The 22,578-nt window shown below is 62.6% G+C and carries 17 protein-coding genes and 1 riboswitch; of the genes, 15 read left to right on the top strand and 2 right to left on the bottom strand.

What is annotated here, in order from left to right:
• Nucleotides 1-85 precede the first annotated feature (85 nt).
• Nucleotides 86-154, top strand: a riboswitch (S-adenosyl-L-homocysteine riboswitch).
• Between the two features lie 27 nt (nucleotides 155-181).
• The 3 genes from ahcY to metF all read left to right on the top strand — a co-directional run bounded on the left by ahcY (nucleotide 182) and on the right by metF (nucleotide 2,975).
• On the top strand, nucleotides 182-1,606 hold the full coding sequence (gene ahcY / locus BZG29_RS02775; protein ID WP_070258574.1) for an adenosylhomocysteinase: 1,425 nt from the start codon (nucleotides 182-184) through the stop codon (nucleotides 1,604-1,606).
• A gap of 195 nt (nucleotides 1,607-1,801) precedes the next feature.
• Nucleotides 1,802-2,158 (top strand): phage holin family protein, encoded by a 357-nt coding sequence (locus BZG29_RS02780; protein WP_077398738.1) that lies wholly within the window; start codon nucleotides 1,802-1,804, stop codon nucleotides 2,156-2,158.
• Nucleotides 2,145-2,975 carry a methylenetetrahydrofolate reductase [NAD(P)H] gene (metF, locus tag BZG29_RS02785; RefSeq protein ID WP_034783533.1) on the top strand — a complete coding sequence of 277 codons (831 nt, stop codon included), beginning with the start codon at nucleotides 2,145-2,147 and terminating at the stop codon, nucleotides 2,973-2,975. Before BZG29_RS02780 ends, metF begins: the two co-directional genes overlap by 14 nt.
• A 14-nt stretch (nucleotides 2,976-2,989) precedes the next feature.
• On the opposite strand, the gene BZG29_RS02790 is transcribed toward metF, so the two are convergent.
• On the bottom strand, nucleotides 2,990-3,517 hold the full coding sequence (locus BZG29_RS02790) for a 5-formyltetrahydrofolate cyclo-ligase (protein WP_077398740.1): 528 nt from the start codon (nucleotides 3,515-3,517) through the stop codon (nucleotides 2,990-2,992).
• Between the two features lie 104 nt (nucleotides 3,518-3,621).
• On the opposite strand from BZG29_RS02790, the gene BZG29_RS02795 reads away from it, so the two are divergent.
• The 4 genes from BZG29_RS02795 (at nucleotide 3,622) to BZG29_RS02810 (ending at nucleotide 8,241) form a co-directional block, all read left to right on the top strand.
• Complete coding sequence (locus tag BZG29_RS02795; RefSeq protein WP_077398742.1) at nucleotides 3,622-5,610, top strand: lytic transglycosylase domain-containing protein; 1,989 nt, start codon at nucleotides 3,622-3,624, stop codon at nucleotides 5,608-5,610.
• Nucleotides 5,611-5,622: 12 nt separating this feature from the next.
• Nucleotides 5,623-6,339 (top strand): glutathione S-transferase family protein, encoded by a 717-nt coding sequence (locus tag BZG29_RS02800; protein ID WP_077398744.1) that lies wholly within the window; start codon nucleotides 5,623-5,625, stop codon nucleotides 6,337-6,339.
• A 12-nt stretch (nucleotides 6,340-6,351) separates the two neighbouring features.
• Nucleotides 6,352-7,449: a multifunctional CCA addition/repair protein gene (locus BZG29_RS02805; protein WP_077398746.1), complete on the top strand. Its 1,098-nt coding sequence runs from the start codon at nucleotides 6,352-6,354 to the stop codon at nucleotides 7,447-7,449.
• A gap of 87 nt (nucleotides 7,450-7,536) precedes the next feature.
• Nucleotides 7,537-8,241 carry a GNAT family N-acetyltransferase gene (locus BZG29_RS02810; protein WP_077398748.1) on the top strand — a complete coding sequence of 235 codons (705 nt, stop codon included), beginning with the start codon at nucleotides 7,537-7,539 and terminating at the stop codon, nucleotides 8,239-8,241.
• Here BZG29_RS02810 and BZG29_RS02815 read toward each other — a convergent pair.
• On the bottom strand, nucleotides 8,233-8,757 hold the full coding sequence (locus BZG29_RS02815; RefSeq protein ID WP_034753092.1) for an Lrp/AsnC family transcriptional regulator: 525 nt from the start codon (nucleotides 8,755-8,757) through the stop codon (nucleotides 8,233-8,235). The genes BZG29_RS02810 and BZG29_RS02815 overlap by 9 nt on opposite strands.
• 125 nt (nucleotides 8,758-8,882) lie before the next feature.
• On the opposite strand from BZG29_RS02815, the gene hppD reads away from it, so the two are divergent.
• The 8 genes from hppD to BZG29_RS02855 all read left to right on the top strand — a co-directional run bounded on the left by hppD (nucleotide 8,883) and on the right by BZG29_RS02855 (nucleotide 22,521).
• Nucleotides 8,883-10,010, top strand: coding sequence for a 4-hydroxyphenylpyruvate dioxygenase (gene hppD, locus BZG29_RS02820; RefSeq protein ID WP_077398749.1), 1,128 nt, complete (start codon nucleotides 8,883-8,885; stop codon nucleotides 10,008-10,010).
• A gap of 196 nt (nucleotides 10,011-10,206) precedes the next feature.
• Nucleotides 10,207-13,803, top strand: a complete 3,597-nt coding sequence (locus BZG29_RS02825) for an indolepyruvate ferredoxin oxidoreductase family protein (protein ID WP_077398751.1) — start codon at nucleotides 10,207-10,209, stop codon at nucleotides 13,801-13,803.
• Nucleotides 13,804-13,926: 123 nt separating this feature from the next.
• Nucleotides 13,927-15,426, top strand: a complete 1,500-nt coding sequence (locus tag BZG29_RS02830) for a S41 family peptidase (RefSeq protein ID WP_077398753.1) — start codon at nucleotides 13,927-13,929, stop codon at nucleotides 15,424-15,426.
• A gap of 163 nt (nucleotides 15,427-15,589) precedes the next feature.
• Nucleotides 15,590-18,310: a TonB-dependent siderophore receptor gene (locus BZG29_RS02835; RefSeq protein ID WP_077398755.1), complete on the top strand. Its 2,721-nt coding sequence runs from the start codon at nucleotides 15,590-15,592 to the stop codon at nucleotides 18,308-18,310.
• A 125-nt stretch (nucleotides 18,311-18,435) separates the two neighbouring features.
• On the top strand, nucleotides 18,436-20,211 hold the full coding sequence (locus tag BZG29_RS02840) for a M14 family metallopeptidase (RefSeq protein ID WP_077398757.1): 1,776 nt from the start codon (nucleotides 18,436-18,438) through the stop codon (nucleotides 20,209-20,211).
• Between the two features lie 98 nt (nucleotides 20,212-20,309).
• Nucleotides 20,310-21,461, top strand: a complete 1,152-nt coding sequence (locus BZG29_RS02845) for a glycosyltransferase (RefSeq protein WP_171984928.1) — start codon at nucleotides 20,310-20,312, stop codon at nucleotides 21,459-21,461.
• The gene (locus BZG29_RS02850; RefSeq protein ID WP_077398759.1) at nucleotides 21,458-21,940 is read left to right on the top strand and encodes a hypothetical protein; all 483 of its coding nucleotides are present in this window, start codon (nucleotides 21,458-21,460) and stop codon (nucleotides 21,938-21,940) included. The genes BZG29_RS02845 and BZG29_RS02850 overlap by 4 nt, the downstream gene beginning before the upstream one ends.
• Nucleotides 21,937-22,521, top strand: coding sequence for a dual specificity protein phosphatase family protein (locus BZG29_RS02855; protein ID WP_077398761.1), 585 nt, complete (start codon nucleotides 21,937-21,939; stop codon nucleotides 22,519-22,521). The genes BZG29_RS02850 and BZG29_RS02855 overlap by 4 nt, the downstream gene beginning before the upstream one ends.
• The last annotated feature ends 57 nt before the right edge of the window (nucleotides 22,522-22,578 follow it).

Below are 22,578 nucleotides of genomic sequence, written 5' to 3' on the forward strand. Positions count from 1 at the left end.
GCCGCGGGCGCTTTTTTTGTGTGTTGTTACGTGGCAATGCCGTGCAAACAAGCTGGCGCGCCAGCCTTGACAATGTTAAAATCCCCTGTCCGAGGAGCGTTGCGACGAAGAAATTCGCCAGGCTCGGAATATCCTGCAACTGCGCTCACGTACCTTTTTCAACAACTGAAAGGAGGGCGTGATGAACGCCGTACTCAAATCGCAACACGACTACACCATCGCCGATATCACTCTGGCCGCATGGGGCGACAAAGAAATCAAGATTGCTGAAACGGAAATGCCTGGCCTGATGGCCATCCGCGAGGAATTCGCGGCAGCGCAGCCTTTGAAAGGCGCGCGCATCACCGGTTCCATCCACATGACCATCCAGACCGCCGTGCTGATCCAGACCCTGGAAGCACTGGGCGCGCAAGTGCGTTGGGCATCGTGCAACATCTACTCGACGCAAGACCACGCCGCCGCCGCCATCGCTGCCGCCGGCACGCCCGTGTTCGCCGTCAAGGGCGAGTCGCTGGATGACTACTGGGAATACACGCACCGCATCTTCGAATGGCCGAACGTGGACGGCAAGGCCGTTTACTCGAACATGATCCTCGACGATGGCGGCGACGCGACCCTGCTGCTGCACTTGGGCGTGCGCGCGGAAACCGACCTGTCGGTGCTGGCCAATCCAGGCTCGGAAGAAGAAATCTGCCTGTTCAACTCGATCAAGAAACACTTGCTGGCCGATCCGACCTGGTATTCGAAGCGTTTGCCGGAAATCCTCGGCGTGACGGAAGAAACGACGACCGGCGTGCACCGTTTGTACCAGATGCACAAGGAAGGCAAGCTGGCCTTCCCTGCGATCAACGTGAACGATTCCGTCACGAAATCGAAATTCGACAACCTCTACGGCTGCCGCGAATCGCTGGTCGATGGCATCAAGCGCGCCACCGACGTGATGATCGCCGGCAAAGTGGCCGTCATCGCCGGTTACGGTGACGTGGGTAAAGGTTCGGCCCAGGCCATGCGCGCCCTGTCGGCGCAAGTGTGGGTGACGGAAGTCGACCCGATCTGCGCACTGCAGGCGGCGATGGAAGGCTACCGCGTGGTCACGATGGATTACGCCTGCGAACACGGCGACATCTTCGTCACCTGCACGGGCAACTATCACATCCTGACGCACGACCACCTGACGCGCATGAAAGACCAGGCCATCGTCTGCAACATTGGTCACTTTGACAATGAAATCGACGTTGCTTCGTTGAAACAATACGAGTGGGAAAACATCAAGCCGCAAGTCGACCACATCATCTTCCCGTCGGGCCGCCGCATCATCCTGCTGGCCGAAGGCCGTTTGGTCAACCTCGGTTGCGGCACGGGCCACCCGTCGTACGTGATGAGTTCGTCGTTCGCCAACCAGACGATCGCGCAGATCGAGCTGTACGCGAACACGGCCAACTACCCGGTCGGCGTGTACACCCTGCCAAAACACCTCGATGAAAAAGTCGCTCGTTTGCAACTCAAAAAGTTGAATGCGCAGCTGACGGAACTGACGCAAGAGCAAGCCGACTACATTGGCGTACGCACGGAAGGTCCCTACAAGCCCGAGCACTACCGCTATTAATCGGTTGCTTGCCTCGGGAACCTACTGCGCGGCGCGGGGCGCGGCCGGCGATGCTCGCTGTACCTTCGTACAGCTGCGCTTCTCGGCCACGCCGCGCATCCGCTCGCTACGGTTCGCGAGGCAAGGAGGCACACTTGTGTAATCTGAAAAGTCCGGCCATCGCCGGTCTATTATCATTTTTGACAGGCTAGAGAAATGCGCTTGCTACTGATTTGGTTTATCAATGCGGCAGCCCTGTTTGCCGTCCCTTACCTGATGCACTCGGTGACGATGAGCAGCGGCTGGACCGCGCTGCTGGCCGCTGCCGTGCTGGGGCTGGTCAATGCGCTGATCCGTCCTTTGCTGATCCTGCTGACCCTGCCCGTGACGTTCTTGTCGCTGGGCCTGTTCATTTTGATCATCAACGGCTTCATGTTCTGGCTGGTGGCGCAGATGATCGATGGTTTCCATGTCGCCAGTTTCTGGTCTGCCGTGGGCGGTGCCATTCTGTACAGCATCATTTCCTGGGCCTTGTCGACCTTACTTTTGAGCAACGACGATGGAAAAGCATAACTTCAGTATTGAGTTTTTCCCGCCGAAAACCCCGGAAGGGGCGGAAAAGCTGCGCGCCACGCGTGTCAAGTTGTCTGAATTGCATCCGAAGTATTTCTCGGTGACCTTTGGCGCCGGCGGTACCACGCAGCAAGGCACGCTGGACACCGTGCGCGAGATCCTGGCGGCCGGCGAACAGGCCGCGCCCCATCTGTCTTGCGTGGGCGGTTCGCGCGAATCGATCCGCGCCGTGCTGGCCGACTTCAAGGCGGCCGGCGTGAACCGCATCGTGGCCTTGCGCGGCGACTTGCCCAGCGGCTACGGCGCCTCGGGCGAGTTCCGCTACGCCAACGAGCTGGTGGAATTCATCCGCGCCGAGACGGGCGACCATTTCCATATCGAAGTGGCCGCCTATCCGGAAGTGCACCCGCAAGCCCGTTCGCCGCAGGACGACCTGAACGCGTTCGCGCGCAAGGTGCAGGCCGGCGCCGATGCTGCCATCACCCAGTACTTCTACAATGCCGACGCGTATTTCCAGTTTGTCGAGCAGACGCAGAAGATGGGCATCAACGTGCCCATCGTGGCCGGCATCATGCCGATCACGAACTACACGCAGCTGATGCGCTTTTCGGACATGTGCGGCGCGGAAATTCCACGCTGGGTGCGTCTGAAACTGGCCAGCTTCGGCGACGACAGCGCGTCCATCAAGGCGTTTGGCCTGGACGTGGTGACGGGCTTGTGCGAACGTCTGCTGGAAGGCGGCGCGCCAGGCTTGCATTTCTATAGCATGAACCAGGCGGCGCCCACGACGGCCCTGTGGCAGCGCCTGGTGAAGTAAACTGTTCTGACGCGTTAAAACAGATCGCCCTCGGTCACGATGTGATCGAGGGCGATGTCGTATGTGCCACTGTCAAATGACGCCTTCAGGCAGCCGTATGCCACGCCCAAGGTGCGAGGCCGCGGCGCGTGCTCCAGGGTGCGGTCGTAATAGCCGCCGCCATAGCCGAGGCGAAAGCGTTCCTGGTTAAACCCCAGGCAGGGCACGAGCAGGGCCGCGGGCGCCGGGCGCAGGCGCAATTCGGCGGGCACGGCCACGCCCATGCCATCCTTGACCATGGGCTCGCCCGGCGTCCAGTCGGAAAATGCCAGCGGCGCATGCTTTTCCAGCACCACCGGCAAGCTTAATTGCACGCCGCGCGCGGCCAGCTGCGCATACGCGCCGTGCAAGTCCGGCTCGCCATGCAGGGGCCAGTACACGCCCAATTCCCCGACATTTTCCTGCGCGCACCAGTCCAGCAGGCGCTGCGCGATGGCCGCATCCCACTGCGCGCGCGTGGCGTCGGGCAGGGCGCGCCGGGCCGCCAGCAAGGCTTTGCGCAAGCCGGCTTTTTCCTGTGGCGCAATGGGTGGCCGTGCAGCCGGATCGCATGTTATTCTAGGGTCGCTATTCATATCACCATCAAGTTAAGATTGAGAGTCGTACATTGATTTCCCCACTGAAATGGATTGCCGGCACGATGCTGTGTGTTGCATCGGCCTTGTCTCCCCTGGCCGCCCTGGCCCAGGTGTCCGCCACCGTAACGCCTGCCGCTCCCGACACGCGCAGCGAGGACGATGCCTTCCTGCTGCTGCGCGATGCCGCGCGCAAGGATGACGCCGAAAAAGCCGACTTCTATGCGGGGCGCCTGACGAATTACCAGATTCCCTCATATGTTGACTATTATCGGCTGAAACCGCGCATCAAACAGTTGACCGAGGCACAATTTCGCGATTACCTGAACCGCTACAAGGGCAGCGCCATCGCCGACCGTTTCCGCAACGACTGGCTGCTGGAACTGGGCCGCAAGCGCGACTGGGTCGTGTTTGACGAGCAATACCCGCAATTCGCCCTCGACGACGACACCCAGCTCAAGTGCTACGCGCTGATGTCGCGCGCCGCCAAGGGGCAGAACGTGGCGTCCGAGGCGCGCAACCTGCTCGTCTCGCCTCCCGGCTATGGCGAAGCGTGCGGCAGCCTGATAGCGGCATTGGCGCAAAATGGCCAGTTCGACACGAACGACCTGTGGGCGCAGATCCGCCTGGCGGGCCAGACGAATGCCACGGGCCCGGCCCGCCGCATCGCGCTGCTGCTGGGCGCGTCCGACGCGAAGATGGCGCAAGCCATCGACTTGCCGGCCTTGGTGCTGGCCAAGGGCGCGGGCGCCAGCCGTGCCGACCACGAGATGTACCTGGTGGCCGTCGGCCGCATGGCGAAAAGCACCTTGAAACTCGGCGTGGTGGCCTTGCAAAAGGCGAGTGCGCAATTGACGCCGCAGGAACAGGCCATCGGCTGGGCCAGCCTGGCCCTGCAAGCGTCGTATGCGCTGGCGCCGGAAGCATTCGAGTATTGGCAAAAAACCAATGGTGCGCCCCTGACCCAGGAACAGATGCAATGGAAAGCGCGTATCGCCTTGCGTGAAGGCAACTGGCCACTGGTGAAGGCCGCCATCCAGGCCATGCCGGCGTCCCTGCGCGCCGACCCCACCTGGGTGTACTGGCTGGCGCGCGCGCAACAGGCGGAAACGCCGGGTCGCCCGAACGCGCAAGCCGACGCCCTGTACCGCACGATTTCCGAACAATCGAATTTCTATGGCTTGCTGGCCAATGAAGAACTGGGCAACCATCTGGTCTTGCCGCCGCCGGGCCAGCCCGTCAGCCCGACGGAAATCGCCGCCATGGCCGCCAATCCGGGCTTGCAGCGCGCCTTGAAATTCTTCAACATGCGCCTGCGCTTCGAAGGCACGCGCGAGTGGAACTGGGAATTGCGTTCGATGACGGACAGGCAACATCTTGCCGCCGCGGAATTCGCGCGCCAGAACAATGTGCTCGACCGCATGGTCAACACCTCGGACCGCACGCGCCTGGAAGTGGACTACACGCAGCGCTATCCGACGCCGCACGACGACGTCATGCATCCGGCCACGCAAACCCTGGGCCTGGACAAGGCCTGGGTGTATGGCCTGATCCGCCAGGAATCGCGCTTCATCATGGATGCGCAGTCGCATGTGGGCGCGTCCGGTTTGATGCAGGTCATGCCGTCGACGGCCCGTTATGTCGCCAAGAAGATCGGCCTCACCGATTTCGTCACGGAAACGTTGAGCGACGTGCGCACCAATGTCTTGCTGGGCACGAATTACCTGAACATGGTGCTTGGCGGTCTTGACGGTTCGCAAGTACTGGCCAGCGCCGCCTACAACGCGGGACCGGGGCGCCTGCGCATCTGGCGCGCCACCATGAAGAGTCCGCTGGAAGGCGCCGTCTTTGCCGAGATCATTCCGTACACGGAAACGCGCGGCTACGTGAAGAACGTGATGGCCAACGCCACCTATTACGCGGCCCTGTTCGAGAAGAGCCCGCAATCGCTGAAGGCGCGCCTGGGCACCGTGGGACCGAAAAACAGCGCCGTTTCCGCCGATTTGCCATCATCCAACTAAAGCCCGCCGACCATGCAAACGACCATCCTTGATCCCAGCCTGACGCAAACCCTGGCCGCCGCGCGCGAGCCGGGCCTGACCCTCATCATCGGCAACAAGAATTACTCATCGTGGTCCATGCGCCCGTGGGTGGCCATGACGGCCTTCGGCATCCCTTTCCAGGAAGTGCGCGTGCTGCTCGACCAGAGCGACACGGCGACGAAAATCGCCGAATATTCGGCCTGCGGCCGCGTGCCCGTGCTGCTGGCGGGCGAGATCACGATCTGGGACAGCCTGGCCATCTGCGAATACCTGGCCGAGCAGTTTCCCGATAAACACATGTGGCCGCAAGACGTGGCCGCGCGCGCTATGGCGCGTTGTATCTGCGCGGAAATGCATTCCGGTTTCACCGGCTTGCGCACGGACATGTCGATGAATATCAAGGCCAAGTTGCCGGGCCGTGGCCGCACGGCCGCCGCGCAGGCCGACATCGGCCGCATCAGCGAAATCTGGGAAGAGTGTTTATCTCGCTTTGGCCACCACCAGTTCCTGTTTGGCGACTTCTCCATCGCCGACGCATATTTCGCCCCCGTCGTCATGCGTTTCCGCACGTATGGCGTGAGCCTGGCGCCGGCCCTGAACGCATATTGCGAGCGCGTGCAGGCGCATCCGGCCGTCGCGCGCTGGATCGCGGAAGCGCTGGCGGAAACGGAAGTCGCTGCCAAGCACGACGCGGAATTACCTGATTAAGAAAAGAGCAACATGAAGATATACACGGTCGGTGGCGCGGTGCGCGACCAACTGCTGGGCTTGCCCGTGAAAGATCACGACCACGTCGTCGTGGGCGCCACGCCGGAAGACATGCTGCGCCAGGGCTTCCGGCCCGTCGGCAAGGATTTCCCCGTCTTTCTGCATCCGAAGACGCAGGAAGAATACGCCTTGGCCCGCACGGAACGCAAGACTGCCCCCGGCTACCGGGGCTTTGTCTTCCACACGGCGCCCGACGTCACGCTCGAAGACGACCTGGTGCGGCGCGATCTGACCATCAACGCCATCGCCAGGGCCGAGGATGGTACTTTGACCGACCCGTTCGGCGGTATCGCGGATATCCAGAATAAAATCTTCCGCCACGTCTCCGATGCGTTCGGCGAAGACCCCGTGCGCATCTTGCGCCTGGCCCGCTTTGCCGCCCGTTTTCATACTTTCACTGTAGCGCCCGCCACCATGGAACTGATGCGCCGGATGGTGGCCGATGGCGAAGTCGACGCCCTGGTGGCCGAGCGCGTGTGGCAGGAAGTGGCGAAAGGATTGATGGAAGCGCGGCCGTCGCGCATGCTGACGGTGCTGCACGAATGCGGCGCCCTGGCGCGCATCATGGGCGAAATCACGCTGAGCGAGCGCTTGCTGCAGGTCATTGACCATGCCGCCGCGCAAGGTCATGATTTGCCCGTGCGCTTCGCGGCCTTGATGCTGCATATGAGCAAGGATGCCATCGAGCAACTGAGCGAGCGCTTGCGCGTGCCCAACGAGTGCCGCGAGCTGGCCGTCATGGCGGCGCGCGAACGGGACAATATCAACGGTGCGCTGGCGCTGAGCGCCGAAGCCGTGGTGAGCTTGTGCGAACGCTGCGACGGCTTGCGCAAGCCGCAGCGCTTTGCGCAACTGCTGCAAGCCGTGGCTTGCGACGGGCTGGTCACCGGCGACTTTGCGCAGGCGGCGCGGCTGCAGGGCGGATTGGACGCGGCGCGGGCCGTGAATGCTGGCGCGCTGGCGCAAGGCTGTACGGAGCCGAAACGCATCCCCGAAGTCATCCACGCGGCGCGGGTGACGGCCGTGCAAGCGTTCCTGGGCCAGGCTTGAATGGCGGGAATAGGCTACAATGGCGCCATGATGTTGCACTGCACAATAACGGCCTGACGTGCCGCAGCACCGCCCCCAGGAGTCGACGTGACCTTACCCAAGCTGTTTCAAAAACCGTTTCGCCGCTGGCTCAGCCGTAGCGGCGGCGGGCGCCCGAGCGTGCTCGTCAAGCAATTGCATGAGCGCGACCGGCGCCGCATGATGAAGCATTTTCTTTCCCTAGAGAAAAGCGACCGCCTGCTGCGCTTCGGCAGCGCCTTGCCCGATGAACTCGTCGCCCAGTACGTGCAAAAGATGGATTTTTCGCGCGACATGATTTATGGCGTCTACAACAGCCTGTTCAAGCTGGTGGGCGTGGGCCATCTGGCGTTCGCGCCGAAGGACCAGTCGCCGGCGAAAAGTGTCGTCACGGACAAAGAGCAGGTGGCCGAGTTTGGCGTGTCCGTGTCGAAATCCATGCGCGGCATGGGGGTCGGGTCGAAATTGTTCGAACGGGCGGCAATTCACTGCCGTAACAACGATGTCGATACCCTGTATATGCACTGTTTGTCGTCGAACAAGACGATGATGCATATCGCCAAGAAGGCGGGCATGGAAATCCAGCGCGACTATGGCGAAGCTGATGCTTATCTGAAACTATTGCCGCCGAACCCGACCAGCATGCTGCAGGAAGCAGTGCAGGAACAGTTCGCCATGTTCGACTATACGTTCAAGGCGAATGCGCGCGCTGCGTTCAAATTGTGGGATCGCTTGCCGGGGCGCAAGAAGAAGCCCGGGCCGCCGTCACAATAAGGGCAGGGCCGTCGTATCCTTGATGCGCTGCAAGGCAAAGCTCGATTTCACGTCCAGCACGGCCGGGTGGCGCAGCAGGGTCGCCATCATGAAGCGCGAAAAGTGTTCCATGTCTTCCACGTGCACGCGCAACAGATAATCCATCTCGCCTGTCATCGCATAGCAAGCCACCACTTCCGGCCATTGCGCCACGGCTACGGCGAAGTCGGCGCGCGGCGACGTATTCGTCACCAGATTCGGCGCCAGCACGCGCGCCGTGCTGTGCGCGGTGGCGTCGCTATGCTTTTCCAGCCGTACATTCACGTAAGCCAATAGCCCCAAGCCGATCTTTTCCGGGTCCAGCAGGGCCACGTACTGGCGGATGACGCCCGCTTCTTCCAGCCGTTTGACGCGGCGCAAGCATGGCGACGGCGACAGGCTGACCTGCTCGGCCACGTCCTGGTTCGACAGGCGGCCATCGGCCTGCAGGACGGCAAGGATCTTGCGATCCGTTTTATCCAGCGTAATTTTGCTCATGCTTCCTCCGATGGTTCTTGTTTCACGCAATATTATTGCGCAAATCATGATTGTTCGGGAGATCTTTGGCATTTAATGCCCACAGACCGCGCCTATACTGTGCGCTACTTCTTGGAGGAGACATCATGCAATTTCAGCCTTGGGACAACCCGATGGGTACCGATGGTTTCGAGTTCGTCGAGTATGCAGCACCAGACCCAAAAGCATTGGGCAAGCTGTTCGAGAACATGGGATTCACGGCCATCGCGCGCCACCGCCACAAGGATGTGACCCTGTACCGTCAGGGCGACATCAATTTCATCATCAATGCCGAACAAGATTCGTTCGCGCAGCGTTTTGCCCGTCATCACGGCCCGTCCGTGTGCGCCATCGCCATCCGCGTCGACGACGCGGCTTTCGTCTACCGCCGCGCGCTGGAACTGGGCGCCTGGGGGTTCGACAATAAAACCGGCCCGATGGAGCTGAATATCCCCGCCATCAAGGGCGTGGGCGATTCGCTGCTGTACTTCGTCGACCGCTGGCGCGGCAAGGGCGCCGACAAGGAAGGCGCCGCCGCACCGGGCGGCATCGGCGACATCAGCATCTATGACGTCGATTTCGTCGCCATTCCCGGCGCCGTCGCCAACCCGGTCGGCCATGGCCTGACCTACATCGACCACCTGACGCACAATGTGCACCGCGGCCGCATGAAGGAATGGGCGACGTTCTATGAAAGCCTGTTCAATTTCCGCGAAGTGCGCTATTTCGACATCGAAGGCAAGTTGACGGGCCTCAAATCGAAGGCCATGACTTCGCCGTGCGGCAAGATCCGCATCCCGATCAATGAATCGTCGGACGACAAGTCGCAGATCGCCGAATACCTGGACCAGTACCATGGCGAAGGCATCCAGCATATCGCGCTGGGCACGGACAACATCTACGCGTCCGTGCAAGGCATGCGCGATACGGGTATCGATTTCCAGGATACGATTGAAACTTACTATGAACTGGTCAACCGCCGCCTGCCGAACCACGGCGAGCAGCTGGAAGAACTGCGCCGCCTGCGCATCCTGATCGATGGCCACAGCACGGAAAACGAACGCGAACTGCTGCTGCAGATCTTCACGCAGACGGTGATCGGCCCGATCTTCTTCGAGATCATCCAGCGCAAGGGCGACCAGGGCTTCGGCGAAGGCAATTTCCGCGCCCTGTTCGAATCGATCGAGCTGGACCAGATCAAGCGCGGCGTGCTGAAAGATACGAACGCGGCATAATGTTGTTTTGTAACAAATAGTAGTCGGAAATGCAGCAACACGGGAGTGCAGCGCAGCAAAGAACTGCGCGCCTTCCTGTGGTAGTCTACGACAAACAAGTCATTTTTCCGCACCGGCATTGTCCACAAGGCACAGCCGGTACGTGTGAGTTCAACCGACTTTGCACGCGTAGCACAGAGAATAATGGAGACAAGTAATGAATGCACCAATCAAGGGCTCGAGTCTTGAGCCGGGCGCGCACGCGTCCGAAATTTCCCTGAACGACAAATACACCTTGGAGCGTGGCCGCGCCTTCATGACGGGCACGCAAGCGCTGATCCGCCTGCCCATGCTGCAGCGCGAGCGCGATGTAAAAGCTGGCCTGAATACGGCCGGCTACATCACCGGCTACCGCGGTTCGCCTGTGACGTCCGTCGACATGACGGCGATCAAGGCAAAAAAGTACCTCGATGAACACCACGTCAAATTCCACCCGGGCCTGAACGAAGACCTGGCCGCCACGGCCGTCTGGGGCACACAGCAGACGAATCTGTTCGAAGACGCCAAATACGACGGCGTGTTCGGCATGTGGTACGGCAAGGGCCCCGGCGTCGACCGCTGCGGCGACGTGTTCAAACACGCGAATAACGCCGGTTCCGCCAAGCATGGCGGCGTGCTGGTGCTGGCCGGCGACGACCATGCGGCGAAATCCTCGTCCACGGCGCACCAGTCCGACCATATCCTGAACGCCTGCGGCATCCCCGTGCTGTATCCGTCGTCGGTGCAGGAATACATCGACTACGGCTTGCACGCCTGGGCCATGAGCCGCTACACGGGCCTGTGGGTGTCGATGAAATGCGTGACCGACATCATCGAGTCGGGCGCCGCCGTCGATTTCGACCCGGACCGCGTGCAGATCACCCTGCCGACCGACTTCGAGATGCCGGCCGGCGGCTTGAACATCCGCTGGCCCGACACGGTGCTGGAACAAGAAGTCCGCATGAACAGCTACAAATGGTATGCGGCGCTGGCGTATGCGCGTGCCAACAAGCTCAATAAAATCATCTGGGACAGCCCGAAGGCGCGCATCGGCATCATCACGGCCGGCAAATCCTACCTCGATACGCGCCAGGCGCTGGCGGATCTCGGCATCGACGAGCAGACGGCGTCCGACATCGGCATCCGCCTGTACAAGATCGGCATGACGTGGCCGCTGGAAGCGGACGGCGTGCACGAATTCGCCAAGGGCCTCGACGAAATCCTCGTGGTGGAAGAAAAGCGGCAGATCCTCGAATACGCGCTGAAGGAAGAACTCTACAACCTCAAAGACGGCGAGCGTCCGCGCGTGGTCGGCAAGTTCGACGACACGGGCGAATGGAGCAACCAGAAGGGCACGGGCCATGGCGACTGGCTGCTGCCGGCCACGTATGAGCTGAACCCGGCCATGATCGCGCGCGCCATCGCCAGCCGCATTTCGCGCTATTACGCGGGCCACCCCGTCGAGCAGCGCGTGAAGGAACGCATCGCCTACCTGGAAGCCAAAGAGAATGTGCTGAAAGCGATCAGCGTGAAACCCGATCCGCAAAAGGACCGCACGCCGTTCTTCTGCTCGGGCTGCCCGCATAACAGCTCGACCAAGGTGCCGGAAGGCTCGCGCGCGCTGGCCGGCATCGGCTGCCATTACATGGTGCTGTGGATGGACCGCGAAACGTCGACCTTTACCCACATGGGCGCCGAAGGCGTTACCTGGGTGGGGCAGGCGCCGTTCACGAATGAAAAGCACGTGTTTACCAACCTCGGCGACGGCACGTATTTCCACTCGGGCATCCTGGCCATCCGCGCAGCCGTCTCGGCCAAGGTGAACATCACTTATAAAATTCTGTTCAACGATGCGGTGGCCATGACGGGCGGCCAGGAATTCGATGGCCCCCTGTCGCCGGCCATCATTTCGCGCCAGATCGCCGCCGAAGGCGTCGGTCCCATCATCGTCGTCACGGACGAACCTGAAAAATACCCGGACGATTACGCCTGGGCCGAAGGCGTCACCGTGCGCCACCGTTCGGAACTGATGGACGTGCAGCGCGAACTGCGCGACATGCCCGGCGTGTCGGCCATGATCTACGACCAGACCTGCGCCTCGGAAAAACGCCGCCGCCGGAAACGCAATGAATACCCGGACCCGGCCAAGCGCGCCGTCATCAACGAAGCCGTCTGCGAAGGCTGCGGCGACTGCTCCGTGCAATCGAACTGCCTGTCGGTGGAACCGCTGGAAACGGAACTGGGGCGCAAGCGCCAGATCAACCAGTCGTCCTGCAACAAGGATTTCTCGTGCACGACGGGTTTCTGCCCCAGTTTCGTGACGGTGGAAGGCGGAGGCCTGAAAAAGCCGAAGAAGGCGGCTGCCGCCGACAAGGACGCGCCAGCCGCGCCGGCCTTGCCGACACCGCAGATTCCCTCGACGGCCGAACCGTTCGGCATCCTCGTCACCGGCATCGGCGGCACGGGTGTCGTCACCGTCGGCCAGATCCTGGCCATGGCGGCGCACGTGGAAGGCAAGGGCTGTTCCGTGCTGGACATGAGCGGCCTGGCGCAAAAAGGCGGCCCGGTGATGTCGCACGTGCGCCTGGCGGACCGCCAGGAAGATATCCACTCGACGCGCGTCGGCACGGGTGCGGCCGACCTGGTGATCGGCTGCGACCTGATCGTCACGGCCAGCCGCGACGCCCTGTCGCGCATGGGAGAGGGCCGCAGCTGGGCCATGATCAACTCGACCAGCTCGTCGACGGCCGCGTTCGTGAAGAACCCGGACTGGCAATTCCCCGGCGCCTCGGCGCGTATGGAAATCGAAAAGGCGTGCGGCAGCGACCACGTGGACTTCATCGACGCGGGCCAGATCGCCACGGCGCTGATGGGCGACTCCATCGCGACGAACATGTTCATGCTCGGCTACGCCTGGCAAAAGGGCAAGGTGCCGCTGTCGGAAGCTGCCATCATGAAGGCCATCGACTTGAACAACGTCTCGGTGGCGTTCAACAAGGCCGCCTTTAACTGGGGCCGCGCCGGCGCTCACGATGCGGCCAGCCTGGTGCGCATGACGACGCCAGCCAAGGTGGTGGAGTTCAAGCGCATCGACACGCTCGACGACCTGATCGAAAAACGGGTGGCCCTGCTGACGGCTTACCAGGACCGCGCGTATGCGCAGCAGTACCTGGACTTCGTTGGCCAGGTGCGCGCCGCCGAAAGCGCCCTGAATGGCCCGCACCTGCGCCTGACGGAAGCCGTGGCCCGTTACTTCTACAAGCTGATGGCCTACAAGGACGAGTATGAAGTGGCGCGCCTGTACACGGACGGCGCCTTCCAGGCGAAGATCGCCGCCATGTTCGAAGGCGACATCAAGCTCAAGTTCCACCTGGCGCCGCCGATCATGGCAAAAACGGATGCCCATGGCCATTTGATCAAGAAGGAATATGGCCCGTGGATGCTGAAGGCCTTCGGCGTGCTGGCCAAGTTCAAGGGCTTGCGCGGCACGGCTTTCGACGTGTTCGGCCATACGGCCGAGCGCAAGATGGAGCGCGCGCTGATACTCGAATACCGCGCGACGGTGGGCGGCTTGCTGCCGAAACTGACGACGGCCAAGCTGGCGCAAGCCGTGGCGATTGCCAGCATCCCGGAAGATATCCGCGGCTATGGCCATGTGAAGGAGCGTCATTTGAAGGCGGCGAAAGAGAAGGAAGCCAGTTTGCTGATCGCCTTCAACGCGCCGACGCCGCTGCCGCCCGTCGTGGCGGCGCCCGTGGCGGCCACCGTGGCGTAGTGGGGTGAACTTCACGCTGTAGCAATGGCGCCTGCGGGCGCCATTTTTTTGCATCAAAGAAAACAACGCCTGTTTGTAAAACGTCTTATAATTTTTCGATAATTTCTTTTCGGAAAGTTCGTCATGTCTTCCCTGCGCTTTTCCGCCCTGGCGGTTCCTCTCGTATGGTTGTTGAGTGCCTGCGGCGGAGGTGGCGGCAGCAGCGACAGCGCGCCCGTCGTGCCGCCCGTGACGCCGGCGGGTCCGGCGGCGCTGGTCGCTTCGTCCACGGTCGCGAACCGCTGCGCGGCGCCGCGCGGCGACAACAGCATCGACAAGCCGGGTACCTTGCTTGATGAACTGACGTGGGTGCGCAGCTGGATTGATGAAACGTATCTGTGGTACCGCGAAGTGCCGACCACCTACCAGGCGCAAAGCTTCGCCACGGCCATCGCGTACTTCGATGTGCTGAAAACAACGGCCACGACGGCATCCGGCAAGCCGAAGGACCAGTTTCATTTCACCTTGCCGACGGCAGAATGGGAAGCTTCGCTCAATGGCGTGGAACTGGGCTACGGCATGCTGCTGGCGCTGACGCGTACCACGCCGCCGCGCAAGGCGGTGATCTCGATCGTCGAGCCGGGCTCGCCGGCGGCACTGGCGGGCTTGCGGCGCGGCGACGTGCTGCAAACCGTCGATGGCGTCGATTTCGTCAATGCTCCCGACGCGGCCAGCGTGGCTATCCTCAACGCCGGCCTGTTCCCCAAGGCGCAAGGCGCGCATACGCTGGGATTGAGCCGTAACGGCGCGCCCCTGTCGGTGAGCCTGACGGCGGTGGACGTGAGCACCAGCGCCGTGCAGAACGAGCGCATCATCGATACGCCCACGGGCAAAGTGGGCTACCTGACCTTCAATACGCACAACAACGTGGCCGAACGCCAGCTGGTCGAGACCATGGGCCGCTTCCAGGCGGCCGGCATCAGCGACCTGGTGCTCGATGTGCGCTACAACGGCGGCGGCTACCTCGATGTCGCCAGCGAACTCGCCTACATGATCGCCGGTCCGCAAGTCACTACCGGCAAGACCTTCGAGCAGGTGCTCTTCAATGACAAGACGCGGCCGGAAGCGCCCGTGCCATTCCATACGCAAAGCCAGGGCTTTCCCGCGCAGAATCCCCTGCCCAAGGGCACGCCGCTGCCCTCGCTGGGGCTCAAGCGGGTGACCTTGTTGACAACGGGCAATACCTGTTCCGCCAGCGAAGCGATCATCAACGGCTTGCGCGGCGTGGACGTGCAAGTCAACCTGATCGGCGGCACGACGTGCGGCAAGCCCTACGGTTTCTATCCCGAGCCGAATTGCGGCACCACGTATTTCGCCGTGCAATTCCAGGGCGTCAACGCCAAGGGCTTTGGCGACTTTGCCGATGGCATGGTGCCGACCTGCGACGTGGCGGACGACTACCAGCATGCGCTGGGCGACGCGGCGGAAGGCATGCTGGCGGCGGCGTTGCGCTACCGCAGCAGCGGCAGCTGCACGCCGGCCATGGGCGCGACCAGGCTGTTGAGTTCGATGGAGAGTCCGGCCGACACGGTCACGCGCCTGCTGCGGCCATCCCACAAGGAAATTGCCATCAGGCGCCGTTAACGCGCATGTTCCTGCCATGCGCTATCCGGCGTGCCTGGCGTTTTCCTGCTCATGAATCTTTCTATATAACAATTTTGATATATAGAAAGATGAATCGATTCGTTCTGGAATGACTGGCATTTTGCTATCTTGCCGCTTTTCTCCCACCTTGAGAAGCGCAACGATGTCGAAACAGTTCAAGTTAACACCGCTCAGCCTTGGCGTACTGGCCATCCTGGGCGGCACCGCATGGCAGGCGCACGCGCAAACGCAAGCGCCCGCAGCGGATCAGCAGGCTGCGGCCACCCCGCCAGCCGTCGTGGTCACCGGTTCGCGCATTCCCCGCGCCAGCCTGGAAGGTCCGTCTTCCGTCACCATCCTGACCGGTGATGAAATCACCAAGCAGGGCTACAAGAACGTCTTCGACGCGCTGACCAGCCAGGTGCAGAACAGCGGCTTTACGCAGGGCGAGGATTACGGCAACACCTTCACGCCGTCGGCCAATACCATCAGCCTGCGTGGCCTGGGGCCGAACCATACCTTGATCCTGTTGAACGGCCGCCGCCTGGCCGATTTCCCCATCGCCTATGACGGCGCCGTCAACTTCACCAACCTGGCGAACATCCCGTCGAGTATTGTCGACCGCATCGAAATCCTCAACGGCGGCGCCTCGGCCATCTATGGTTCGGACGCGATTGCCGGCGTGGTCAACGTGATCCTGAAAAAACAGGCGGAAGGCTTCGATATCAACGTCAAGGTCGGCGGCACCTCGCGCGGCGGCGCCGGCAACCAGCGCGTGCAACTGACGGGCGGCGGCAATTTCGACAAGCTGCATACCCTGTTCAGCGTGGAACTGAGCCAGCGCGACCCGCTGTGGAGCATGGACCGCGACTTCATGACCAGCCGCTCCGGCGTGCCGACGACGATCGCCGCGCGCCGCACCCTGGTGAAAGGCAAGGCCGGCAACTATGTCGACCTGGGCGACACCTGCGGCCAGTTCGGCGACATGTTCGGCGGCAGCGTCAGCAAGTACACGGCAGCAAACGGCAGCTATTGCGCCAGCCCGAAAGCCCGCCCGACCTTCTGGACCACGCAGACGAAGAACCAGAGCCAGAACGTGTTCGGCAGCGCCAATTACGAGCTCGATGCCGACACCACCCTGTTTGCCGATATCCTGATCGGCAAGAACAAGACCGTCAACAATACGCGCGGCCCGTCGTGGACCTCGGCTTCGTTGAACGGCAATTCCTTCCTGAACCAGAACAGCGGCGCCTACGAAGAGTGGACGCGCTTTATCTCGCCCGAGGAAATCGGCGGCGTGCAACGCTACAACCGCAGCTGGGACGACCTGGCTACGGCCATCTCGCTGGGCGCCAAGGGGCGCATTCCGGGCAGTGCCTGGCAATATGAGGCGAACTACAATGCCTCGGTTTACACGAGCGAAGCCCACCGGCCGCAATTGCGCTCGAACATCGACAGCTTTTTCCTGGGACCGAAGCTGGGCACGGACGCGAATGGCGTGGCCATCTACGCACCCGATCCCGCGCGCCTGTCGCAGCGCCTGACGCCGGCCGAATTCGACAGCATCAGCGGCTACAGCGACAGCAAGGACAAGGCTTGGACGAATACCCTGAGCGTGGCCACGAATGGCGACCTGTTTCAGCTGCCTGCCGGCACGGTGAAAATCGCCACGATTGCCGAAGCGAGCAAGCAGGGCTTCAGCAATGAACCCGACGTGCGCATCGACCAGGGCTATTTCAATGTCGCCACCGGTTCGGGCGTCACGGCCGGCACCCGTTCGCGCTATGCGCTGGGCGCGGAGTTGAATGTGCCGCTGCATGAAAAGCTGACCGCTACCGTCGCCGGCCGCTATGACCGCTACAGCTTTGCCGGCCGCAAGGAAGGCAAGTTCACCTACAACGGCGGGCTGGAATTGCGCCCGGCGCCGGACCTGCTGTTCCGCGCCAACTATGCCACCAGCTTCCGCGCGCCGGACATGAACTACATCTACCAGGCACGCGGCAAAGGCTATTATTCGAGCACCACCGACTATTACCGTTGCGATGCTGCGGGCAAGGCCATCGACGGCTGCGAATATGCCAACAAGTCGCCTGGCGCCGATTACGTGCAGAACGGCAGCCGCGACCTGCAGTCGGAAAAGGGCAAGTCCTTCGGCGTGGGCGCCGTCTGGTCGCCGAGTTCCAATTTCGACGTCTCGGTCGATTACTGGAACATCAAGATCGACGACCTGGTGACGAATCTGGACGCCGACAAGCTGCTGCGCGATGAATCCGATTGCCGCCTGGGCAAGGCCGACATCGGCTCGCCGACCTGTATCGATACCCTGGGCCGCATCGAGCGCTACGCGGCCAACGCCTTGAACAAGGCGGGCGAGATCAAGACCATCACCGTCAACCCGATCAACGCGGCCAAGCAAAGCAGCAGCGGCATCGACGTCAGCCTGAAATACTTGCTGCGCACGACGGACTATGGCCGCTTCGCCTTCAAGGCCAACTACGCCCGGGTGCTGAGCAAGAAATCGCAGCAATTCGCCGGCGATGCAGAGACAGATGAAACCAAATCGATGACCAACATGGATTGGCCCGACAAGCTGAACCTGAGCGTCAACTGGGCTGCGGGCGACTGGTCGAATACCTTGCTGGTCAGCCGCTACGGCAAGCTGCCGAATGCCGCCGGCAAGGCTTACCTGACGCCGACGGCGCTGGCCAACATCAGCACCGTCTACCGCATCAACGACCGCGCCACCGTTTCGCTGATCGTCAACAACGTGTTCGACAAGATCAAGCGCGACGCCAGCAACGGCTGGCCGTACTATCCGATCGGCAACTACAGCCCGCAAGGCCGCCAGGGGTGGATCGAGTTCAACTACCATTTTGGCTCGTAATTCACGCTTGCCAGATCAAGGCCGGAGCAGCTGACGCTGTTCCGGCTTTTTTATTTTCCGCTGCGTTTTTATCCGACCGCCACTCTATAATTGCCCGCTTGTCCTCTCTCGATGGAGTTTGACCCATGCTACGCCACGCCCTGCTGTCCACCGCCCTGTTGACCGTGTTTGCCGCCAGCGCACACGCCGCTCCCGTCCTGACGACGGTGGCCGAGCGCTCGGGCTTTTTGAATACGGGCCGCTACGCGGAAGTGGAAACCCTGTGCCGCCAGTTCCAGGCGCGCTATCCGAAGCAGGTGCGCTGCGTGGAGTTCGGCCGCACGCCGGAAAACCGCCCCATGCTGGCGCTGGCCGTGACGAATACGGGCGCGCTGACGCCGGCCGAAGCGGCGCGCCGCAAGCTGCCCGTGCTGCTGGTACAGGGCGGCATCCATGCGGGCGAAATCGATGGCAAGGATGCGGGTTTCCTGGCCTTGCGCGAAGTATTGGAGGGCAAGGCGGCGCCCGGCGCGCTGGATAAACAGGTGCTGCTGTTCGTCCCCGTCTTCAATGTCGATGGCCATGAGCGCTTCGGCCAGTGGAACCGTCCGAACCAGCGCGGTCCCGTGGAAATGGGCTGGCGCAGCACGGCGCAAAACTACAATCTGAACCGCGAATACATGAAGGCCGATACGCCCGAGATGCAGCACATGCTGGCGCTGGTGAACGCCTGGGATCCGCTGGCCTACGTCGACCTGCACGTCACCGACGGTGCCCAGTTCGAACCCGATATCTCGATCCAGGTCGAACCCGTGCATGCGGGCGATGCGGCCCTGCGCGTGGCGGGAACGGCGCTGCGCGACGGCGTGCTGGCCGACCTGGCGAAGCAGGGCTCGGACCCGAAACCGTTTTATATTTCGTTTGCCGAGAACGACAATCCGCAATCGGGTTTTGTCGATTCGGCGCCGAATCCCCGCTTCTCGCATGGCTATTTCCAGCTGCGCAACCGCTTCGGCATGCTGGTGGAAACCCATTCGTGGAAGGATTATCCGACCCGCGTGCGCATCACCCGCAACACCATCGTCTCGCTGCTGTCGCAAGTGGCGCAGCATGGCGCGCAGTGGCGGCAAACGGCGCTCGAGGCGGACGCGCGCGCCGCGCAGCTGGCCGGCGCCACCTTGCCGCTCACGTATAAAACCACGGACAAGAGCCGCATGATCGCGTTTCGCGGCTACGCCTACACGCGCACGCCGTCCGAAGTATCGGGCGCGCTGATGACGCGCTACGATGAAACCACGCCGCAGATCTGGAACGTGCCGCTGCGCGACGAGATCGTGCCCGACCTGCAGCAGGCCGCGCCGCAGGCCGGCTACCTGGTGCCCGCCGCGCAGGCGCAGATGGTGGCGGCCAAGCTGCGCCAGCATGGCGTGTCGTACCAGGTGCTGGCTGGCGCGCCGGGCAAGCTGCCGGTCGAAACCTTCCGCGCCACGATGGTGAAATTCGGTGCGCAGTCGTTCGAGGGACGCCAGACGGCGGCCGTGCAGGGCGAGTGGCAGAAAGAGGCGCGCGTGGTCGGTGCGGGCGCGCTGTACGTGCCCGTCAACCAGGCCAAGGCGCGCCTGGTCGTGGCCCTGCTCGAACCGCGCGCGCCCGATTCGCTGCTGGCCTGGGGCAGTTTCAATACGGCCTTCGAGCGCAAGGAGTACATGGAAGAATACGTGGCCGAAGACGTGGCGCGCGCGCAGCTGGCGGCCGACCCGGCGCTGGCGGCGCAGTTCCAGCAGAAGCTGGCCAGCGATCCCGCATTTGCCAGGAGCCCGGCCGCGCGTCTGGAATTCTTCGCCCGCCGCCACGCCTCGTGGGATGAGCGGCTGAATCTGTACCCGGTGCTGCGCACGGATGTCGCGCCAGCGCTGAAATAGGAAAAGCCGCGTCGCCTTGTGAATTTGCAATGTGCGCGGTGCGGAAAATGGTATTGTGCCAGCTTTCCCGGTCAGGGATTCCCGTGGAGCGCCAGCGTATGCCGCAGCAGACACCGAAAAAAATTCTTCTCCTGAGCGTCTCGGCCGGCGCCGGCCATATGCGCGCCGCGCAAGCCATCGAAGCATACGCGGCGCACGATGACGGCGCCGGCCCTGCGGCGCTGGCCAGCCATCTCGACGTGATGGATTTTGTGACGCCCGCATTCCGCAAGCTGTACACGGATTTTTATATCAAGCTGGTCAACAAGGCGCCCGCGCTGTGGGGCTATCTGTACCAAGCCACCCACGACGCACCGCGCGACAGCTCGATGCAGCGCCTGCGCCGCGCCGTCGAGCGCCTCAACACGCGCGCACTGATGGCAAAAATCGCCGCTTTCCAGCCCGACGCCGTCATCTGCACGCATTTCCTGCCGGCCGAACTGCTGTCGCGCGCGCTGCGCCAGGGGCAGCTGGCTTGCCCCGTGTGGGTGCAGGTCACGGATTTCGACTTGCACCGCATGTGGGTGCACGAGCAGATGCAGGGCTATTTCGCCGCCACCGACGAAGTGGCGTTCCGCATGCGCCACGAAGGCATCCCGGCCGAACGCATCCACGTGACGGGCATCCCCATCATGCCCGCCTTTGCGCAGGCGCCTGACCGCGTGTCGTGCGCGCAGGCGTTTGGCCTCGACCCGCGGCGCACGACGATCCTGCTGATGGGCGGCGGGGCGGGACTGGGCAGCCTCGATACCATCGCCGCGCGCCTGCTGGCGCTGGATGGCGACTTCCAGCTGATCGTGCTGGCGGGGAAAAACGCCGCCGCGCTGGCGGCGCTGCAGGCATTGGCCGGCCAGTATCCGGGCCGCCTGCTGGCGCAAGGTTTTACCAGCGAAGTCGAGCGCCTGATGGCGTGCGCCGACCTGGTGATCACCAAGCCGGGCGGACTGACCACCTCGGAATGCCTGGCGCTGGGCTTGCCCATGATCGTCAACTCGCCGATTCCGGGCCAGGAAGAGCGCAATGCCGACTATCTGCTGGAACAGGGCGTGGCCCTGAAGGCATTCGATGCCGTCACCCTGGAATACCGCGTGCGCCTGTTGCTCGAGCATCCGGAGCAGTTGCAAGCCATGCGCGCGAAAGCGCTGGCGCTGGGCCGTCCGCGCGCCGCCAGCGACGTGCTGGCGCAGGTGCTGGCGCAGGAGCCGGCGTGACGGGCGCCGTGGCAAAACCCTGGCAGGTCGCCCTGACGCTGGCCTGGGTGGCCCTGCTGGGACTGTTTTTTGCGCAGGTGGAAATCCAGATCGAAGGGGCGGCCGGCTGGGCCGCGAACCTGCCCACCTGGCGCATCGAAAGCCATTGGCTGCTCGATATCTTCTGGGGCGGCCGGCCGATGACCGGCTACCATGCCTGGGTCTTTCCCTTCATTGCCCTGTTCTTCCATTTCCCCATGATCTTCCTGGCGCAATGGTCGCTGCGCCTCGAGTGCCGCGCCATCGGCTGCATCATGCTGTTCTGGATCATCGAAGATTATCTGTGGTTCGTGCTCAATCCCGCCTATGGCGTGGCGCACTTCAATCCGGCCCACATCGCCTGGCACAAGCACTGGCTGTGGTGGGCGCCGACCGACTACTGGGTGTCGCTGCTGCTGGCTGGCGTGCTGCTGTGGTTTTCATACAAGAGGAAGTCATGACCTTGCCGCGCTTGTCGCATCTCCTGCTGTTATTCCTGGCCCTGGCGGCCGGTTCCGCTGGCGCGCAAGCGCCCGTGGCGCCCGAGCGCAGTGCCGAGTGGGCGACGCCGCTGCCGCACGTGTCCAACCTGCACCAGGTCACCCCCGTCCTGTTCCGCAGCGCAAAGCTCGACAGCGCCGACGTGGCGCAATTGCAGGCGCTGGGCGTGAAGACGGTGATCAGCCTGCGTTCCTTCCACTCCGACACGCAGGTGCTCGATGGCAGCGGTATCCACGCCGTCCGCATTCCCATCAATACCTGGGCCATCCGCGACAAGCATGTGATCGAGACCATGCGCAGCATCCGCGCCGCCGAACAGCAGGGACCCGTGCTGCTGCATTGCCTGCACGGCGCCGACCGCACGGGCATGATGGCCGCCATGTACCGCATGCTGTACCAGGGCTGGCCGCGCGAGAAGGCGATCGACGAGCTGAAAAATGGCGGCTACGGCTATCACGCCGTGTGGAAGAATATCGAAAGCTACCTCAAGCGCGTGAATGTGGACGAGATACGCGCACGTATCGATGCGCCGCAACCCTGATACTCCGCTGGCGCGCCACTTCAGGCATGATTGCGATTCCAATCACGTTTTTCCGGA

Origin of the sequence: Janthinobacterium sp. LM6 (assembly GCF_002002885.1) — a bacterium.
Classification (GTDB): Bacteria; Pseudomonadota; Gammaproteobacteria; order Burkholderiales; family Burkholderiaceae_D; genus Janthinobacterium; species Janthinobacterium kumbetense.

Bases quoted from the DNA above. Each gene is read 5' to 3' on its own strand.
- BZG29_RS02835 (WP_077398755.1), top strand. From the start codon at position 15,590: ATGTCGAAACAGTTCAAGTTAACACCGCTCAGCCTTGGCGTACTGGCC.
- ahcY (WP_070258574.1), top strand. From the start codon at position 182: ATGAACGCCGTACTCAAATCGCAACACGACTACACCATCGCCGATATC.
- BZG29_RS02780 (WP_077398738.1), top strand. From the start codon at position 1,802: ATGCGCTTGCTACTGATTTGGTTTATCAATGCGGCAGCCCTGTTTGCC.
- BZG29_RS02840 (WP_077398757.1), top strand. From the start codon at position 18,436: ATGCTACGCCACGCCCTGCTGTCCACCGCCCTGTTGACCGTGTTTGCC.
- BZG29_RS02800 (WP_077398744.1), top strand. From the start codon at position 5,623: ATGCAAACGACCATCCTTGATCCCAGCCTGACGCAAACCCTGGCCGCC.
- BZG29_RS02845 (WP_171984928.1), top strand. From the start codon at position 20,310: ATGCCGCAGCAGACACCGAAAAAAATTCTTCTCCTGAGCGTCTCGGCC.
- metF (WP_034783533.1), top strand. From the start codon at position 2,145: ATGGAAAAGCATAACTTCAGTATTGAGTTTTTCCCGCCGAAAACCCCG.
- BZG29_RS02825 (WP_077398751.1), top strand. From the start codon at position 10,207: ATGAATGCACCAATCAAGGGCTCGAGTCTTGAGCCGGGCGCGCACGCG.
- hppD (WP_077398749.1), top strand. From the start codon at position 8,883: ATGCAATTTCAGCCTTGGGACAACCCGATGGGTACCGATGGTTTCGAG.
- BZG29_RS02815 (WP_034753092.1), bottom strand. From the start codon at position 8,757: ATGAGCAAAATTACGCTGGATAAAACGGATCGCAAGATCCTTGCCGTC.
- BZG29_RS02830 (WP_077398753.1), top strand. From the start codon at position 13,927: ATGTCTTCCCTGCGCTTTTCCGCCCTGGCGGTTCCTCTCGTATGGTTG.
- BZG29_RS02855 (WP_077398761.1), top strand. From the start codon at position 21,937: ATGACCTTGCCGCGCTTGTCGCATCTCCTGCTGTTATTCCTGGCCCTG.
- BZG29_RS02805 (WP_077398746.1), top strand. From the start codon at position 6,352: ATGAAGATATACACGGTCGGTGGCGCGGTGCGCGACCAACTGCTGGGC.